At 39.5% G+C, this 16,812-nt stretch carries 30 protein-coding genes; all 30 read right to left on the bottom strand.

Features of this window, described 5'->3' with window-relative positions:
• Positions 1 to 7: 7 nt before the first annotated feature.
• Positions 8 to 805 (bottom strand): energy-coupling factor transporter transmembrane component T family protein, encoded by a 798-nt coding sequence (locus IGL56_RS00950; RefSeq protein ID WP_002373841.1) that lies wholly within the window; start codon positions 803 to 805, stop codon positions 8 to 10.
• A complete protein-coding gene (locus tag IGL56_RS00945; protein ID WP_002381364.1) occupies positions 802 to 1,671 on the bottom strand; it encodes an energy-coupling factor ABC transporter ATP-binding protein in 870 nt (289 codons plus the stop codon). The genes IGL56_RS00950 and IGL56_RS00945 overlap by 4 nt, the downstream gene beginning before the upstream one ends.
• The gene (locus IGL56_RS00940; protein WP_002356233.1) at positions 1,647 to 2,486 is read right to left on the bottom strand and encodes an energy-coupling factor ABC transporter ATP-binding protein; all 840 of its coding nucleotides are present in this window, start codon (positions 2,484 to 2,486) and stop codon (positions 1,647 to 1,649) included. Before IGL56_RS00940 ends, IGL56_RS00945 begins: the two co-directional genes overlap by 25 nt.
• 201 nt (positions 2,487 to 2,687) lie before the next feature.
• Entirely contained in the window at positions 2,688 to 3,863 is a 1,176-nt protein-coding gene (locus IGL56_RS00935) for a M20 family metallopeptidase (RefSeq protein WP_002356230.1), read from the bottom strand.
• A 15-nt stretch (positions 3,864 to 3,878) separates the two neighbouring features.
• On the bottom strand, positions 3,879 to 5,078 hold the full coding sequence (locus tag IGL56_RS00930; RefSeq protein WP_002356229.1) for a DUF819 family protein: 1,200 nt from the start codon (positions 5,076 to 5,078) through the stop codon (positions 3,879 to 3,881).
• Between the two features lie 16 nt (positions 5,079 to 5,094).
• Complete coding sequence (locus IGL56_RS00925; protein WP_002392601.1) at positions 5,095 to 5,307, bottom strand: hypothetical protein; 213 nt, start codon at positions 5,305 to 5,307, stop codon at positions 5,095 to 5,097.
• Between the two features lie 45 nt (positions 5,308 to 5,352).
• Positions 5,353 to 5,736 (bottom strand): 50S ribosomal protein L17, encoded by a 384-nt coding sequence (gene rplQ, locus IGL56_RS00920; protein WP_002356228.1) that lies wholly within the window; start codon positions 5,734 to 5,736, stop codon positions 5,353 to 5,355.
• A gap of 73 nt (positions 5,737 to 5,809) precedes the next feature.
• A complete protein-coding gene (locus tag IGL56_RS00915; RefSeq protein WP_002356227.1) occupies positions 5,810 to 6,748 on the bottom strand; it encodes a DNA-directed RNA polymerase subunit alpha in 939 nt (312 codons plus the stop codon).
• 80 nt (positions 6,749 to 6,828) lie between these two features.
• On the bottom strand, positions 6,829 to 7,218 hold the full coding sequence (gene rpsK, locus IGL56_RS00910) for a 30S ribosomal protein S11 (protein WP_002356226.1): 390 nt from the start codon (positions 7,216 to 7,218) through the stop codon (positions 6,829 to 6,831).
• Between the two features lie 27 nt (positions 7,219 to 7,245).
• Complete coding sequence (rpsM, locus tag IGL56_RS00905) at positions 7,246 to 7,611, bottom strand: 30S ribosomal protein S13 (RefSeq protein ID WP_002356225.1); 366 nt, start codon at positions 7,609 to 7,611, stop codon at positions 7,246 to 7,248.
• A 19-nt stretch (positions 7,612 to 7,630) separates the two neighbouring features.
• Positions 7,631 to 7,747, bottom strand: a complete 117-nt coding sequence (rpmJ, locus tag IGL56_RS00900) for a 50S ribosomal protein L36 (RefSeq protein ID WP_002288710.1) — start codon at positions 7,745 to 7,747, stop codon at positions 7,631 to 7,633.
• Between the two features lie 32 nt (positions 7,748 to 7,779).
• Positions 7,780 to 7,998 (bottom strand): translation initiation factor IF-1, encoded by a 219-nt coding sequence (gene infA, locus IGL56_RS00895; protein ID WP_002356224.1) that lies wholly within the window; start codon positions 7,996 to 7,998, stop codon positions 7,780 to 7,782.
• Between the two features lie 210 nt (positions 7,999 to 8,208).
• Entirely contained in the window at positions 8,209 to 8,859 is a 651-nt protein-coding gene (locus IGL56_RS00890) for an adenylate kinase (RefSeq protein ID WP_002356223.1), read from the bottom strand.
• 86 nt (positions 8,860 to 8,945) lie between these two features.
• Positions 8,946 to 10,244, bottom strand: coding sequence for a preprotein translocase subunit SecY (gene secY, locus IGL56_RS00885; protein ID WP_002359350.1), 1,299 nt, complete (start codon positions 10,242 to 10,244; stop codon positions 8,946 to 8,948).
• Positions 10,245 to 10,685, bottom strand: coding sequence for a 50S ribosomal protein L15 (gene rplO / locus IGL56_RS00880; protein ID WP_002356221.1), 441 nt, complete (start codon positions 10,683 to 10,685; stop codon positions 10,245 to 10,247).
• A 47-nt stretch (positions 10,686 to 10,732) separates the two neighbouring features.
• Positions 10,733 to 10,912, bottom strand: coding sequence for a 50S ribosomal protein L30 (gene rpmD, locus IGL56_RS00875; protein WP_002356220.1), 180 nt, complete (start codon positions 10,910 to 10,912; stop codon positions 10,733 to 10,735).
• Positions 10,913 to 10,926: 14 nt separating this feature from the next.
• The gene (gene rpsE / locus IGL56_RS00870) at positions 10,927 to 11,427 is read right to left on the bottom strand and encodes a 30S ribosomal protein S5 (protein ID WP_002356219.1); all 501 of its coding nucleotides are present in this window, start codon (positions 11,425 to 11,427) and stop codon (positions 10,927 to 10,929) included.
• A gap of 20 nt (positions 11,428 to 11,447) precedes the next feature.
• Positions 11,448 to 11,804 (bottom strand): 50S ribosomal protein L18, encoded by a 357-nt coding sequence (gene rplR, locus IGL56_RS00865; RefSeq protein WP_002356218.1) that lies wholly within the window; start codon positions 11,802 to 11,804, stop codon positions 11,448 to 11,450.
• Positions 11,805 to 11,964: 160 nt separating this feature from the next.
• Complete coding sequence (gene rplF, locus IGL56_RS00860) at positions 11,965 to 12,501, bottom strand: 50S ribosomal protein L6 (RefSeq protein ID WP_002356217.1); 537 nt, start codon at positions 12,499 to 12,501, stop codon at positions 11,965 to 11,967.
• Between the two features lie 31 nt (positions 12,502 to 12,532).
• Positions 12,533 to 12,931, bottom strand: a complete 399-nt coding sequence (rpsH, locus tag IGL56_RS00855; protein ID WP_002356215.1) for a 30S ribosomal protein S8 — start codon at positions 12,929 to 12,931, stop codon at positions 12,533 to 12,535.
• 35 nt (positions 12,932 to 12,966) lie between these two features.
• The gene (locus tag IGL56_RS00850; RefSeq protein WP_002356214.1) at positions 12,967 to 13,152 is read right to left on the bottom strand and encodes a type Z 30S ribosomal protein S14; all 186 of its coding nucleotides are present in this window, start codon (positions 13,150 to 13,152) and stop codon (positions 12,967 to 12,969) included.
• An 18-nt stretch (positions 13,153 to 13,170) separates the two neighbouring features.
• On the bottom strand, positions 13,171 to 13,710 hold the full coding sequence (gene rplE / locus IGL56_RS00845) for a 50S ribosomal protein L5 (RefSeq protein WP_002356213.1): 540 nt from the start codon (positions 13,708 to 13,710) through the stop codon (positions 13,171 to 13,173).
• Positions 13,711 to 13,735: 25 nt separating this feature from the next.
• Positions 13,736 to 14,047 (bottom strand): 50S ribosomal protein L24, encoded by a 312-nt coding sequence (gene rplX / locus IGL56_RS00840; protein ID WP_002356212.1) that lies wholly within the window; start codon positions 14,045 to 14,047, stop codon positions 13,736 to 13,738.
• Between the two features lie 35 nt (positions 14,048 to 14,082).
• The gene (rplN, locus tag IGL56_RS00835; RefSeq protein ID WP_002356211.1) at positions 14,083 to 14,451 is read right to left on the bottom strand and encodes a 50S ribosomal protein L14; all 369 of its coding nucleotides are present in this window, start codon (positions 14,449 to 14,451) and stop codon (positions 14,083 to 14,085) included.
• 57 nt (positions 14,452 to 14,508) lie between these two features.
• Positions 14,509 to 14,775: a 30S ribosomal protein S17 gene (gene rpsQ / locus IGL56_RS00830; RefSeq protein WP_002359348.1), complete on the bottom strand. Its 267-nt coding sequence runs from the start codon at positions 14,773 to 14,775 to the stop codon at positions 14,509 to 14,511.
• Between the two features lie 23 nt (positions 14,776 to 14,798).
• Positions 14,799 to 14,987, bottom strand: coding sequence for a 50S ribosomal protein L29 (gene rpmC / locus IGL56_RS00825; RefSeq protein WP_002383858.1), 189 nt, complete (start codon positions 14,985 to 14,987; stop codon positions 14,799 to 14,801).
• A complete protein-coding gene (gene rplP, locus IGL56_RS00820; protein WP_002356208.1) occupies positions 14,977 to 15,411 on the bottom strand; it encodes a 50S ribosomal protein L16 in 435 nt (144 codons plus the stop codon). The genes rpmC and rplP overlap by 11 nt, the downstream gene beginning before the upstream one ends.
• Before the next feature lie 2 nt (positions 15,412 to 15,413).
• Positions 15,414 to 16,070, bottom strand: a complete 657-nt coding sequence (gene rpsC, locus IGL56_RS00815; protein ID WP_002356207.1) for a 30S ribosomal protein S3 — start codon at positions 16,068 to 16,070, stop codon at positions 15,414 to 15,416.
• Positions 16,071 to 16,136: 66 nt separating this feature from the next.
• Positions 16,137 to 16,484, bottom strand: a complete 348-nt coding sequence (gene rplV / locus IGL56_RS00810; RefSeq protein ID WP_002356206.1) for a 50S ribosomal protein L22 — start codon at positions 16,482 to 16,484, stop codon at positions 16,137 to 16,139.
• A 21-nt stretch (positions 16,485 to 16,505) separates the two neighbouring features.
• Positions 16,506 to 16,784, bottom strand: a complete 279-nt coding sequence (rpsS, locus tag IGL56_RS00805; protein WP_002356205.1) for a 30S ribosomal protein S19 — start codon at positions 16,782 to 16,784, stop codon at positions 16,506 to 16,508.
• Positions 16,785 to 16,812 lie beyond the last annotated feature (28 nt).

Below are 16,812 nucleotides of genomic sequence, written 5' to 3'. Positions count from 1 at the left end.
ACCTTTTCTAAGTTCTTAATACAAATAAGCCAATGGTTAACAAGACAAAGCCAAACATTACTATTGTATCTCGTAGGTGCCAATGAAGAATGCGGTATTTTGTCCGTCCTTCGCCACCTTGATAACCTCTTGCTTCCATAGCAGTCGCTAAGTCTTCCGCACGATTAAAACTACTTACGAAAAGCGGAATTAAAAGTGGAACAATAGCTTTCATTTTTTGAAGTAAGTTTCCTTCGCCAAAATCAACACCACGGGCACGTTGGGCATTCATAATCTTTTCCGTTTCATCCATTAATGTTGGGACAAAACGTAAGGCAATTGATAACATCAATGAAACTTCATGAACTGGAAATTTCACCACACGAAGTGGGCGTAACAAATATTCAATCGCATCTGATAACTCTAATGGTGCCGTCGTTAAAGTTAATAACGTTGACATGAAAATAATTAAAACAAAACGACAGAAAATAAATAGCCCATTCGTCACACCAAACTGGGTAATGGAAATAATTCCCCACTGAAAGTACACTTCCCCCCCTTGTGTAAACAAGGTTTGAAGAGCCACAGTAAACAGAATTAGCCATAATAACGGCCGAACACCGCGGATAAAGAAGCGGGCGCTGATTTTTGATAATGAAATAGCAAAAGCAGTAAAGGCTGCTATTAAAACATAACTCTGCCAATTATTTGCTAAAAAGATAATTCCAATAAAATAAAAACTAGCTAATAATTTTGCGCGCGGATCTAAACGATGGATAAAAGAATCACCTGGAATATAGCGCCCAAAAATCAATTTATTCATCATTTTGCCTCACCTGCTTCCTGCATTTTTTTCAGAAGCTGATCGGCTAATTGATCGGCCGTTAATGGTAATTGCTCAAAAGAAAAGCCTTTTGCCACTAATTTTTCAGCAAATTCGGCTGCAGTTGGCACGCCTAATTGTTTTTCTTTCAGCCATTGTGTCTCTTGAAACACTTCTTGTGGTGCTCCCGCTCGGACGATTTGTCCTTTTTCTAAAACAATCACATGATCTGCGTAATTAGCCACGTCATCCATCAAATGTGTCACTAAAACGATGGTCATATTATGTTCCTTATGCAGACGACTAAACATCTCCATCATTTCTTTACGACCCTTAGGATCCAAACCAGCAGTCGGTTCGTCTAATACTAAAACTTCTGGTTCCATCGCTAGCACACCAGCAATTGCGACACGGCGCATTTGACCACCTGATAACTCAAACGGAGAATGTTGTAAGTATTTCTCATCTAAGCCGACTAAATCAAGCATTTTCTTAGCTAATTTTTTCGCTTCTTCGTCTGAAACACCAAAGTTTTTCGGTCCGAAAGCGATGTCTCGCTCCACTGTTTCTTCAAACAATTGTGCTTCTGGAAATTGAAAAACGATCCCAACTTTTTTACGAATTGGTTTTAAATTCTTATTATCAGTTTCTGGCGTAATTACACGCTCTCCAATTGTCACTTGGCCTTTAGTTGGTTTCACCAAAGCATTCAAATGTTGTAATAACGTTGATTTGCCACTGCCAGTATGTCCGACAATCGCTGTATAAGAGCCGTCTTGAATCGTTAAATTAATATCGAATAATGCCCGTTGCTCAAAAGGAGTATTGGGTTGGTAAGTAAAATCTACTTGTTTAAAACGGATGTCCATAACCAATCCACCATCCCTTCTTCTGTTAAATAATTCGTTGGCACAACAACGCCACGCTCTTTCAAAGCTACTTTTAATTTTTCAGGAAACGGTAAATCCAAGCCCATTTCAACAAGCGCTTCTCCTGCAGAAAAAATCTTTTCTGGTGTTCCTTCGTTTGTCAATTGTCCTTGGCGCATCACTAAAATACGATTCGCATTAGCCGCTTCATCAATATCGTGGGTAATAGAAATAACTGTTAAATTGCTTTCTTCTTTAATCTTTTGAATGGTAGCAATTACTTCTGCACGACCTTCTGGATCTAACATACTTGTCGCTTCGTCTAAAATAATAATATCTGGTCGCAAAGCAACCACACCAGCGATAGCTACTCGTTGTTTTTGGCCACCAGATAGCCGAGCAGGTTCTCGCTTGGCAAAAGCTAACATACGAACCCGTTCTAAGGCATCGTGGACACGTTCGACCATTTCATCACGCGGAATACCTTGATTTTCTAAACCAAAAGCCACATCGTCTTCGACTGTTGAACCGACAAATTGGTTATCTGGATTCTGAAAGACCATTCCTACCATACGCCGGATATCCCAGACGTTTGCTTCATTTAATTCTTTGCCGCCAACTTTGATAGTCCCAGCAGCTGGCAGTAACAGCCCATTGATCGTTTTGGCTAACGTTGATTTACCAGAACCATTATGGCCAATAATAGCGACCCATTCGCCTTGTTGAATGGAAAAAGACACATCTTTTAAAGCGGGAGAAGCATCTTCTGGTTGATAATTAAATTGGATATTATTTAGTTCAATGATTGGTTGCATCGCGTACTCCCTCAATCTATTTATTCTTTCTAACACTACCAAAAAAGTAGCGTTTTTTCAATCATCTGTTCTGATTCTTCACACTATTTTTTATTATACCAAAAGAACGGTCATTATGGGAGCTCTTATCTGTCTTGACAGGTCTATTTTTCATAAAAATAACTTCTTGTTCTCATAAAACAAGAAGTTACTGATTTTCTTTTAAAAATGTGTCTTCAAATATTCAAACGCATATTGGGCATATAACTCAGCACCCATTGCCATCGCATCTTCATCAATATTAAAACGACCATGGTGATGTGCCCATTCCGTATCTTTCTCTGGATTACCACTTCCCACTAAGGCAAAACAACCAGAAGCATGTTCAGTATAATAACTGAAGTCTTCACCACCGGTTGTCGGCTCTTCTTGTCTTAAGGCCGCTTCACCAAAATTTTCCTTAATTAGTGTTTGAGCAAACAAGGCATCTTGCTCATCATTAATCACTGGCAACGTTCCATATTGATAATCTAACGAAGCCGTACCACCGTAAATAGCGGCTGTTTGTTCCGCATAGCGTTGCAGCGCCTGTTCTACTCGATTACGCGTTGCTACACTAAAGCAACGAACCGTTCCTTCTAAACGTGCATTCTCAGCAATCACATTAAAACGGGTCCCCACATCCATCCGTCCAATCGTGACAACTACTGGATCTAAAGGATCTGTCTCTCGAGAAACAATCGTTTGCAGATTCATCACGAAAGAAGAAGCTATGACTGCCGCATCAATACAAGCGTTTGGCATGGCACCATGGCCACCACGGCCTTTAAAATCAACAGAAAAAATATCTGCGGATGCGAAACTTGAGCCCACTCGACACGAAGCGGTTCCTACAGGCATTTGTGACCAGATATGTAAGCCAAATACATCATCAACACCGGTCATTGCGCCTTGCGCAACCATTGCTTTAGCACCTTGCGCATTTTCTTCAGATGGTTGAAAAATTAATCTTACAGTTCCCTGAAGTTCTTCCTGGATTTCTTTTAATACTTTAGCCGCTGTTACTAACATCGCGGTATGGGAATCATGCCCACATGCATGCATCTTGCCAGCTTCTAAAGATTTATAAGCTAAATCTTCATTTAATTCCTGTACAGGTAAGGCATCCATATCAGCCCGCAGCGCAACCACTCGGCCTGGTTTGCCGCCCACAATTTCAGCAATTAAACCCGTCGGTTCTGTTTTGCGATAAGTAATTCCTAATTGATCAAGAACTGCCGCGACTTTTTCTGTCGTTCGAAATTCTTCAAATTGTAATTCTGGATGTTGGTGTAAATCCCGTCGAAAAGCAATCATTTCTTGTGAATGCTGCTTGACTAGTGCTTTGATTTTTTTCATACTTACGCCCCGTTTCTACAAACTTAATAAAATACTTGAAAAAATACCCGCTAAAATAACCGAAACAATGGTGACTGTTACGAAACCTGCCACTAACATCGGTGGCATTAAATGGCTCGTTAAAGCCGCCTGTTCTTGTTCATCTTCTGTCAATGATTGAATCACTTCATTAGTAATAATATAATCGGCTGGAAAGCCATATAAAGCTGTCAATGAAACTGCGAATGCCATCTCTTTACTCACACCTAATACACGACCAACAATTGCTGAAAAGATGTACATCCCGATAACACCAATCACAATAATCCCAATCATTGGTAAAAATAAATCCATCAACATTTCAGGTGTGGCTTGTTTTAAGCCATCAAAGACAAAAAGCATTAACCCTAAAATCGCAAAACCAAAGCTATTTGCTTTCTGCAATGGTTGCTTTTCTAAAAAGCCTAAAGACGTTGCAATCACGCCAAAACATAAACACAGCACAAAAGGACTAATCGTCACAAACGGTGCCGTCCACACAGAAACATAATAAGCAAGTGTGGCAACTAAGGCTAAACGTAAAATTCGTGAATAATCTGTATGATATCGTTTGGGTACTTTTTCAAATAGTTTAGGCACATCTGGTTCTGCTCCTGTTTCTTGCCCCTCTTGTTCATGAACCGGCTGCCATGTCCCTGCTCGATATTCTTGAAGCTTCCGCTTTCCTTCTTTTTTTAGAACAATTGAAGTTAAGGGATAACCAGCAAACCCTTGAATGACATAAATTAAAATTGCCAAAACTGAAAGTGAGGCTAAACCAGCTGATTGAGCCGCTTCTGACATTACTAATGAAGAAACTAAACCTCCTACTAACGGCGGGATTGCAACTAAAACTGTTTTTAAGTCAAAAACAAAAGTCCCCACAGCTAACAACAAGGCAATAATGCCCAGAATACCTGACAAAGCAATCACAATCGTTTTCCATTGATTAACCAATTCTTTAACAGAGAGCAGAGTGCCCATATTAGTAATCAACAGATACATTAATAAAGTGGCAACCACTGTAGGAATCCCTGCCACTTCCACAATATTTTGTGGAAAAATAGTCCAATAACCAAGAATAAATAAAACACCACAAACAAAAACAGATGGAATCCAAGCTTTTGTTTTGATAGAAACTACATCACCAATGTATAAAATAACCATCAGCAACGAAAAAGCAAACATTTGCGACATATAATTCCCCCTTCTACTAACTCAGATGCTTAATTATCTGAAAATTCCAATTAATAACCAGTATAACAAACCGCAAAAGCTTCCGCAATGCTTTTATGAAACAAAAAAGCTTTGAGAAAACAGCGTTTTCCCAAAGCAAAAAAAAATCACCTTTATATGATGAGTGCTCCCCTGCTAAAGCCATCTTTAGCAGGGAAAGCAGAGCTAGACTCGGAGTCGCCTCCAACATCATAACACTCTAAAAGAAACATCTATAAAGTGATCGGTTTATTAATTATTTAACAAATTCGATAACTACCATTGGTGCTGCATCGCCGCGTCTTGGTTCTGTCTTCAAGATACGAGTGTAACCACCTTGGCGTTCCGCGAAACGAGGTCCTAAATCGTTAAATAGCTTTTGTAAAGCTGATTCAACAACGATAGACTCATCTTCTTCACGAACACTAGCAACTTCATTACGAACGAAAGTAGCTGCTTGACGACGTGCATGAAGATCTCCACGTTTACCTAAAGTAATCATTTTTTCTACAGTTGAACGTACTTCTTTCGCACGAGCTTCAGTAGTTACGATGCGTTCGTTGATGATTAAATCAGTTGTAATATCACGTAGCATAGCTTTACGTTGGCTTGATGTGCGTCCTAATTTACGGTAACTCACGTTGGGTTCCCTCCTTCGTTTCTGTTCTCACGAGCCACTGCTGTTAAGCAGGACTGGAAACTTCGTAAAAGTCTTAATCGTCCTTACGTAATCCTAATCCTAGATCATGCAATTTAAGTTTTACTTCTTCAAGAGATTTACGACCTAAATTACGTACTTTGATCATTTCTGGTTCAGATTTGTTTGTAAGTTCTTGTACAGTATTAATACCTGCACGTTTTAAACAGTTATATGAACGAACTGATAAATCAAGTTCTTCAATCGTCATTTCTAGCATTTTCTCTTTTTGAGTTTCTTCTTTTTCCACCATGATTTCAGCGTTTTTCGCTTCGTCAGTAAGGTTTACAAAGATATCTAAATGCTCAGTCATGATTTTCGCAGCTAAACTTAGTGCTTCTTGAGGAATGATTGAACCATCTGTCCATATTTCCATTGTTAATTTGTCGAAATCATCACGACGACCAACACGTGTATTTTCTACTTGGTAGTTAACACGACGAACGGGTGTGTAGATGGAATCAACTGGAAGTACACCGATTGGCATATCTTCTTTTTTGTTTTCGTCTGCTTGAACATAGCCACGACCAGGTTTCACTGTTAAGCGAGCATGGAAAGTAGCTCCTTCAGCAACACTACAGATAACTAAATCTTTATTTAGGATCTCAACATCACTGTCCACGATAATATCGCCGGCAGTCACGGTAGCGGGTCCTGTAATATCGATCTCAAGGGTTTTCTCTTCTTCAGCATATAATTTCAATGCTAAGCCTTTAATATTCAAAATAATTTGTGTTACGTCTTCTCGTACACCTGGAATGGTTGAGAATTCGTGTAAAACACCATCGATTTGAATATTCGTAATTGCAGCTCCTGGTAAAGAAGACAATAAAATACGACGTAGAGAGTTACCTAAAGTAGTTCCGTAACCGCGTTCTAATGGTTCAACGACGAACTTACCATAATCTCTATTTTCATCAATTTTTTCGATTCTTGGTTTTTCAAATTCAATCATTCTTATCTATACCCCTTTCAAAACGAAAAGTGTCTTGTTCAATGACGTTCCTAATTCAAACTCAGAATGAGTGGCGCTCATTAAACACGACGGCGTTTTGGAGGGCGGCATCCATTATGAGGAACTGGAGTCACGTCACGAATTGCAGTCACTTCTAAACCTGTTGCTTGTAATGAACGAATTGCTGCTTCACGTCCAGAACCAGGTCCTTTAACTGTTACGTCTACAGTTTTAAGTCCATGTTCCATTGCCACTTTAGTTGCGGCTTCTGCAGCCATTTGAGCGGCAAAAGGAGTTGATTTTTTGCTTCCTTTAAAGCCTAATGATCCTGCTGATGACCATGCTAATGCATTACCATGTGTATCAGTAATCATTACGATTGTATTGTTGAATGTAGAATGGATATGTGCTACACCTGATTCTATATTCTTTTTGACACGGCGTTTACGACTAACTTTTTTTGCTGCCATGAAGTTCTAACCTCCTTCACTTAGGAATTATTTTTTCTTGCCTGCTACTGTTTTAGTAGGGCCTTTACGAGTACGTGCATTATTTTTCGTGTTTTGTCCACGAGTTGGTAATCCACGACGGTGACGGATTCCACGGTATGAACCGATTTCCATCAAGCGTTTGATGTTTAAGTTCACTTCACGACGAAGATCCCCTTCAACTTTTAACTTATCAATTTCCGCACGAATCGCATCTGTTTGTTCGTTTGTTAAATCACGTACACGAACATCTTCAGATACGCCAACGTTTGCTAAAACTTTTTTAGCTGTAGTGTTACCAATACCATAAATGTAAGTAAGAGAAACTACTACACGTTTGTCACGAGGGATGTCTACTCCTGCAATACGAGCCATTATTCGTTACACCTCCTAATTATCCTTGACGTTGTTTATGTTTTGGATTTGCTGGGCAAATAACCATAACACGTCCTTTACGGCGAATTACTTTACAATGTTCACACATTGGTTTTACTGATGGTCTTACTTTCATGATAATACCTCCTGTGGTTTTACGGAGTACAATTATTTAAAGCGATAAGTAATACGGCCACGCGTTAAATCATACGGTGATAATTCAACTGTTACTTTGTCACCAGGTAAGATACGGATGTAGTGCATACGGATTTTACCTGAAACAGTAGCAAGAACTTGGTGTCCATTTTCTAGTTCGACTTTAAACATTGCATTCGGCAAAGTTTCGACGACTGTACCTTCGACTTCAATCATATCTTCTTTTGCCACGCACAGTACCTCCTTGTACTTGTTTCGCGTTTTCACACGATAAAACGGCGGAAACTCCAGCTCCCACCTAGAAATTCTCAACTAACTTCGTTATTCATTTTGATGTCACAAAACTGTAGAAGTCGGACTGATATATTCTACCATATTTAGTTATGTTTTGGCAAGAGAAACTGAATACAACAACAGGGTTAAACTGCGGGCAATTGGAAATTAGTTTTCGTCAATGATTTTTTTCACATCAGAAAAAACAGTATCGATTTCGCGATTGCCATCGATTGTATGCATCAAGCCTTGTTCTTTATAGAAAGCTAAGATTGGTGCGCTACTTTCAATGTTGACTGCCAAACGATTTTTAACCGTTTCGGGCTTATCATCTTCTCTTTGGTAGAATTCATGTCCGCCACAGCGATCACAAGTGCCTTCAACTTTTGGCGGGTTGAATAATTTATGATACGTTGCGCCACATGTGCGACAGATGAATCGTCCAGCTAAACGCTCGATTAATACATCTTCTTCTACATGGATGTCAATGACAGCATCAATTTTTTTGTTTAATTCTTTAAGCATTGTATCTAATGCTTTTGCTTGATCCAGTGTACGTGGGAAACCATCTAATAGGAATCCTTTGTCTGTGTCTGGTTCAGCAAGGCGTTCTTTAACAATTCCGTTTGTTACTTCGTCAGGAACCAGTTCACCTTTATCGATATAAGATTTCGCTTCTAGGCCCAAGGCAGTTTCATTTTTCATTGCTGCACGGAACATATCTCCAGTAGAAATATGTGGAATGCCATACGTATCAATGATTTTTTCTGCTTGGGTGCCTTTACCTGCTCCAGGTAATCCCATTAAAATGAGGTTCATATATTCTCCTCCTAATTTTAAAGACCGGCTTATGAAGCTAGCCATATGTGAGAATGGTGCTGAGGTAAAACCTCAACACTCGATTCTTACTTATTGATAAAGCCGACATATTGACGTTTCATCATTAATCCTTCTAATTGTTTCGTTGTTTCTAATGCAACCCCGATAACGATTAGTAAACTTGTTCCACCTAAACCGATTGATTGAGGTAAGTTCCAAACCATTTGCGCAATGATTGGAAGTAAAGCAACAAGTCCTAGGAAAATTGAGCCGACAACACTTAATCTCATTAACACGCCAGATACATATTCTTCTGTACCTTTACCTGGTCGCACGCTTGGAATGTAGCTTCCTTGTTTTTGTAAGTTTTCCGCTAATTTCTCAGGGTTTACTTGAACAAATGCATAGAAGAACGTAAACGCAACGATTAGGACAGTATAGATGATTGCCCCTGGAACTGTGTTATAACTGAAGATTTTTGTCATAATGTCATACCAATTTTCACCAGCGAATTTTGATGAGAAAGCTTGTAAAATGGCATTTGGTGTTGCAATTAACGAGCTGGCAAAGATAACTGGAATAACCCCAGCAGCATTTACTTTTAACGGTAAATAACTACTTGTTGGTGCACCAGAAACACGTTTTGTATATTGGATTGGAATCTTACGTTCTGCTTGTTGGAAGAACGTTACGACTGTAACGATCACCAAAATAGCAATAACTAAGATTGCAATGAAAATAACAGATTGCCAAATACGAGAAGACTCGATATTGACGAAGTAATCTTCATAGATTTCTTTGACTGCTCCTGGCAAACGAGAAATAATCCCGGCAAAGATAATCATTGAAACACCATTTCCGATTCCTTTTTCTGTAATTTGTTCACCCATCCAAGTCACAAACATCGTCCCAGCAGTTAAAATAACTGCAATCATCACAAAGGTACCTAAGGTTGGATTGTTTACAATCCCAGTTTGACTTAAGCTATTAAAACCAGCAGTGATCCCCATTGACTGAGCCACACCCAAGACAATCGTTAGATATCTTGTAGCTTGATTTAATTTCTTACGCCCAACTTCCCCTTGTTTTGACCATTCTACAAATCTAGGTACAATATCCATTTGCAATAGTTGAATAATAATAGAGGCTGTAATGTATGGCGAAACCCCCATCGAGAAGATAGAGAAGTTTTGCATGGCACTACCACTCACCATATTCAACATATTCAAAAAGGGTAAGCTACTTAAATCAGACAATCCCTTTGCATTCACCCCGGGCACAGTAATGTGCGCACCTAGGCGAAATACAAACAAGATTAAAACTGTAAATAAGATTTTTGATCTAATGTCTTTGACTTTAAAGGCGTTCTTTAATAGCTTGAACAATTAGATCACCTCGATTGAACCACCAGCAGCTTCGATAGCTTCTTGTGCTGATTTCGAGAATTTAGCTGCTTTCACAGTTAATTTTTTCGTTAACTCACCATCTGCAAGAACTTTGATTCCCGCTTTTTCGTTTTTAACGATTCCTGCTTCTTTTAGGACAACAGGAGTTACTTCTGTTCCATCTTCAAAACGGTTTAAAGTATCTAAGTTCACAACAGCGTAATCTTTACGATTAATGTTTGTAAACCCACGTTTTGGTAAACGACGGAATAATGGAGTTTGACCCCCTTCAAATCCTAAACGAACACCACCGCCTGAACGGGCTTTTTGCCCTTTTTGTCCACGGCCAGCTGTTTTACCATTACCAGATGAAGTACCACGTCCAACACGGTTACGTACTTGGCGTGAGCCCTCAGCAGGTTTTAATTCATGAAGTTTCATAGGTTTGGCACCTCCTTAAGCAATCTTCTATTACAAATCTATAAATCTTAAACTTCTTCTACGTCCACTAAATGTGAAATAGTGTTAACCATACCTTTGATTGCTTCATTGGCAGGTTTTGTAACAGTACTATTCACTTTACCTAAACCTAACGCTTTAACTGTAGCACGTTGGTTTTGAGGACGTCCGATAACACTGCGTTTTAAAGTAATTTTTAATTCAGCCATTATTTTTGTCCTCCTTAACCGATAATTTCTTCTACAGATTTACCGCGAAGTGCTGCCACTTCTTCGGCACGTTTTAATTGTTTTAGACCTTCAACAGTTGCGCGAACAACGTTAATAGGTGTGTTTGAACCTAGTGATTTAGATGTAATATCTGCTACACCAGCTAATTCCAATACGGCACGAACTGGTCCACCAGCAGCTACCCCAGAACCTTCTACTGCAGGTTTCATAAGGATACGGCCGCCACCGAATACGCCAATTACTTCGTGCGGGATAGTAGAACCAACCATAGGCACTTCAACTAAGTTTTTCTTCGCGTCTTCGATTGCTTTACGGATAGCTTCAGGTACTTCTTGTGCTTTACCAGTACCGAAACCAACGTGTCCGTTTTTGTCACCGACAACAACTAAAGCTGCGAAACGTAAACGACGTCCACCTTTAACAACTTTTGTTACACGGTTGATCGCTACAACGCGGTCTTCTAATTCCAAATGTTTTGGATCAATATAAACCATGAATGGTGTTCCTCCTTCTCCTAAAATTCTAGTCCATTTTCACGAGCAGCTTCAGCTAAAGCTTGCACGCGGCCATGGTAAAGGTATCCACCACGGTCGAAGACTACTTTTTTGATGCCTTTTTCAGCGGCACGTTCAGCAACTAGTTTACCAACAGCTGCAGCTGTTTCTGTTTTTGTTCCACCTGAAATTTCTTTATCCAAGGCAGAGGCACTTGCTAGCGTCACACCCGCTACGTCATCAATGACTTGCGCGTAGATGTTTTTGTTAGAACGGAAAATGTTCAAGCGTGGGCACTCAGCAGTACCAGAGATTTTGTTACGTACACGACGATGTCTCTTTTGACGTGTTTTGTTTTTATCTGGTTTTGTAATCACAATTTTCACCTCTTTGATTTAATGTTTACTACTAATATTTCAAGCAGTCAGCAGATTACGGAAAAGAGAAGCTGGCAGACAAGACAAAAGCATTTTATTGGAAAAATCCCATAAAATGACAGTTGCTTGTTGTTGACTTCTGTTTTCTACACAGCTGTTATTATTTACCAGTTTTACCTTCTTTACGGCGTACAAATTCACCAACATAGCGAATCCCTTTGCCTTTATAAGGTTCTGGAGGACGAACGCCACGGATGTTAGCAGCTAATTCACCAACAACTTCTTTGTTGATGCCTTTAACGATAACTTGTGTGTTCGCAGGTACTTCAAATGTTACGCCTTCTGGTGCTGTCATTTCGACAGGATGAGAATAACCAACGTTTAAAGTTAATTTGTTGCCTTGTACTTGGGCACGGTATCCGACCCCGATAAGTTCAAGTGCTTTTTGGAAACCTTCAGAAACACCAACAACCATGTTGTTGAAGTTTGCACGAGTTGTTCCGTGGATTGTTTTCATTTCTTTTGAATCGTTTGGACGAGTGAATGTCACTTCGTTTCCTTCGATGTTCATTTTGATATCAGAAGAAAATTCGCGTGTTAATTCACCTTTAGGTCCTTTAACTGTAATGTTGTTTCCGTCTTGCTTGATTTCAACACCAGCAGGAAGAACAACAACTTTATTACCAATACGGCTCACTTAGAGACACCTCCTTGTGTATTTTTTAGAATTACCATACGTAGGCGATTACTTCGCCGCCGATATTTTTCGCTCTAGCTTCTTTGTCAGTAATTACACCCTCTGATGTAGAGATGATTGCAATTCCTAGACCGTTTAATACTTTTGGTACTTCGTCAGCTTTTACGTATGCACGTAAACCTGGTTTAGAAATACGTTTTAAGTTTGTGATAACACGCTCTTCGTTTTTACCATATTTTAGGAAAACACGGATTACGCCTTGTTTGTCATCTTCGATGTATTCTACGTCGCGGATAAATCCTTCACGTTTCAGGATTTCTGCGATATCACGTTTGATTTTTGAAGCAGGTACTTCTAAAGTTTCATGTTTAACCATGTTCGCATTACGAATGCGAGTTAGAAAATCTGCAATTGGATCTGTCATGACCATTGAACTATTTACCTCCTTTATGCGAGTTTACTTGTTTACCAGCTAGCTTTCTTCACGCCGGGAATTTGACCTTTATAGGCAAGTTCGCGGAAGCAAATACGGCAAAGATGAAATTTACGATAAACTGAATGTGGACGTCCACAACGTTCACAACGAGTATAAGCTTGTGTTGAATGTTTAGCAGGACGTTTGTTTTTAGCAATCATTGATTTTTTAGCCACGTAGTTCGCCTCCTTATATTATTTTTGGAATGGCATACCTAATTGTGCCAACAATTCGCGAGACTCTTCGTCAGTGTTCGCTGTTGTAACAATTACGATGTCCATACCGCGTACTTTATCTACTAAATCATAATCAACTTCTGGGAAGATTAATTGTTCTTTAATACCTAAAGTATAGTTACCACGACCATCGAAAGCTTTTTTGCTGACACCGTGGAAGTCACGTACACGAGGTAAAGAAACTGTTACTAATTTATCTAAAAATTCGTACATTCTTTCGCCGCGTAGCGTTACTTTCGCACCGATTGGCATTCCTTCACGTAAACGGAATCCAGCGATAGATTTTTTAGCTTTTGTGATAAGTGGTTTTTGACCAGTGATTAATGCTAATTCTTCAACAGCTTTGTCTAAGTTTTTAGCATTTGATACTGCATCACCCACACCCATGTTGATAACGATTTTATCAACTTTAGGTGTTTGCATAACTGAGCTGTAATTAAATTTTTCCACCAATGATGGTGTTACTTCTTTAATATATTTTTCTTTCAGGCGGTTCATTCAGTAAGCCCTCCTTCCGCAATTTTTATTTATCTAAAACTTCACCTGTTTTTTTAGAAACGCGGACTTTTTTGCCGTCGACTTCTTTAAACGCAACTTTAGTAGCTTCTCCGTTTGAAGGATCAATCACCATTACATTAGAAACATGAATTGGCGCTTCCACTTCAAGGATTCCACCTTGTGGGGCTGCTTGGTTTGGTTTTTGGTGTTTTTTAACGACGTTGACACCTTCAACGATAACTTTATCTTGTTTAGGAAACGCTGCTAAGACAACGCCTTCTTTGTTTTTATCTTTACCAGTGATAACTTTTACTTTATCGCCTTTTTTAACAAACATTACTGTTTCGCACCTCCTTTAACGTGGGCTCGAGATTATAATACTTCTGGTGCTAGAGAAACGATCTTCATGAAGTTGTTTTCACGTAATTCACGTGCAACTGGTCCGAAGATACGTGTTCCGCGTGGGCTTTTATCGTCACGGATAATTACCGCAGCATTTTCATCAAATTTGATGTAAGAACCGTCAGCACGACGAGCGCCAGATTTTGTACGAACGATAACGGCTTTAACTACTTCACCTTTTTTAACAACCCCACCTGGCGTTGCTTGTTTGACAGTAGCAACAATAACGTCACCGATGTTAGCAGTTTTACGACCAGATCCGCCTAGGACTTTGATCGTTAAAATTTCACGTGCGCCAGAATTGTCAGCGACTCTTAAACGACTTTCTTGTTGGATCACGATGTGTATCCCCCTTTCAGATTTTGTGCTTCAATCTATTAGGAAATTCTCGTTTTATTAGATAATAACTGCTTCTTCGACTACCTCTAGTAAACGGAAACGTTTTGTAGCTGATAATGGACGAGTTTCCATGATTTTTACGATGTCTCCAACTTTCGCTGTGTTGTTTTCATCATGCGCTTTATATTTTTTAGAATATTTCATACGTTTGCCATAGATAGGGTGGTTTTTCTTTGTTTCAACGACAACTGTGATTGTTTTATCCATTTTGTCTGATACCACGCGACCTTGGTAAACTTTACGTTGATTTCTTTCTTCAGTCATACGCGTTTGGCCTCCTTCCACTATTAGTTAGCTTGTTCACGCAATACTGTTTTGATGCGTGCAATCGATTGACGTACTTCTTTAATACGTGCAGTGTTTTCTAATTGACCTGTTGCTAATTGGAATCTTAAGTTGAACAATTCTTCTTTTAATTGTTTTTCTTTATCTAGCATTTCGGCAGTGGTTAATTCTCTGATTTCTTTAACCTTCATTCGATTCACCACCCATTTCCTCACGTTTTACGATCTTAGTTTTTACCGGCAATTTGTGAGATGCAAGACGAAGAGCTTCACGAGCTACTTCTTCAGGAACGCCTGCGATTTCAAACATGATTTTACCACGTTTAACTGGTGATACCCAGCCTTCTGGTGCCCCTTTACCTTTACCCATACGTACGCCGATAGCTTTACTTGTGTAAGACTTGTGAGGGAAAATTTTAATCCATACTTTCCCGCCACGTTTCATGTAACGAGTCATTGCAATACGGGCTGCTTCGATTTGACGGTTAGTAATCCAGTGAGATTCAGTTGCTTGTAAACCCCATTCACCAAATGCTACTTCTTTTCCGCCTTTAGCTTCACCGCGCATTTTTCCGCGGAATTCACGACGGTGTTTTACACGTTTAGGTACTAACATGATTATTTCCCTCCTTTCTCAGTGTTTTTTTTCGTTGGAAGAATTTCTCCACGATAGATCCACACTTTAACTCCTAGTTTTCCGTAAGTAGTGTCCGCTTCTTCCCATGCGTAATCAATGTCCGCACGTAATGTATGAAGTGGTACAGTTCCTTCAGAGTATCCTTCTGAACGAGCGATATCCGCACCGTTTAGACGACCTGATACTTGAGTTTTGATTCCTTTAGCGCCAGCACGCATTGCGCGTTGGATGGCTTGTTTTTGAGCACGACGGAAAGCAACACGGTTTTCTAATTGACGTGCAATTCCTTCGCCTACTAATTTTGCATCTAAATCTGGTTTTTTGATTTCAACGATGTTGATGTGAACTCGTTTGCCAGTTAATTTGTTTAATTCTTTTCTTAGGTTTTCGACTTCAGATCCGCCTTTACCGATAACCATACCTGGTTTAGCTGTGTGAATTGAAATGTTAACACGGTTTGCAGCGCGTTCGATTTCAATTGTAGATACAGCAGCATCAGCAAGTTTTGTTGCGATAAATTTACGGATTCTTAAATCTTCGTGTAAGAATTCAGCATACTCTTTTTCAGCATACCATTTCGCATCCCAGTCGCGGATGATGCCTACACGCATTCCAATTGGATGTACTTTTTGACCCACTGATTGTCCCTCCTCTTAAATGTTTAAGCTCTGTTTTCATAAAGAAAACAGCCTATTTCATGAGACTTATTTCTCTGTTACAACTACTGTGATGTGACTAGTACGTTTGTTGATTGGTGAAGCTGAACCTTTTGCACGAGGACGGAAACGTTTCATTGTTGGTCCTTCGTTAACAAATGCTTCAGATACGACTAAGCTTTCAACGTCTAAGTCAAAGTTGTTTTCTGCGTTAGCAACTGCTGACATTAAAACTTTTTCAATGATTCCAGCAGACTTGTTCGGTGTGAATTTCAAGATTGAAATTGCATCCGCAACGCTTTTCCCTCTGATAAGATCGATTACTAAACGTGCTTTACGAGGTGAAGTGCGAACTGTTTTTGCAGTTGCTTTAGCTGATGTAATTTGTTCTGACATTTGCATATCCTCCCCTCAAAATTAGCGTTTAGTTTTTTTATCGTCAGCAACGTGGCCACGATAAGTTCTAGTTGGTGCAAATTCACCTAATTTATGTCCTACCATGTCTTCTTGAATGTAAACAGGGACATGTTTCCGTCCATCATATACAGCGATTGTGAAACCTACGAATGATGGAAAAATTGTAGAGCGGCGAGACCAAGTTTTAATTACTTTTTTCTTTTCGGCACCTTGTTGTGCTTCGACCTTTTTCATCAAATGATCATCGACGAAAGGTCCTTTTTTTAAACTACGACCCATGGTGAACCTCCTCTCAAAATGTACGACA

Source organism: Enterococcus sp. DIV1316a (assembly GCF_050536915.1).
GTDB classification, from domain to species: Bacteria; Bacillota; Bacilli; order Lactobacillales; family Enterococcaceae; genus Enterococcus; species Enterococcus faecalis.
The sequence above is the reverse complement of the archived record's forward strand: the minus strand, read 5'-3'. Positions and strand labels throughout refer to the sequence as shown.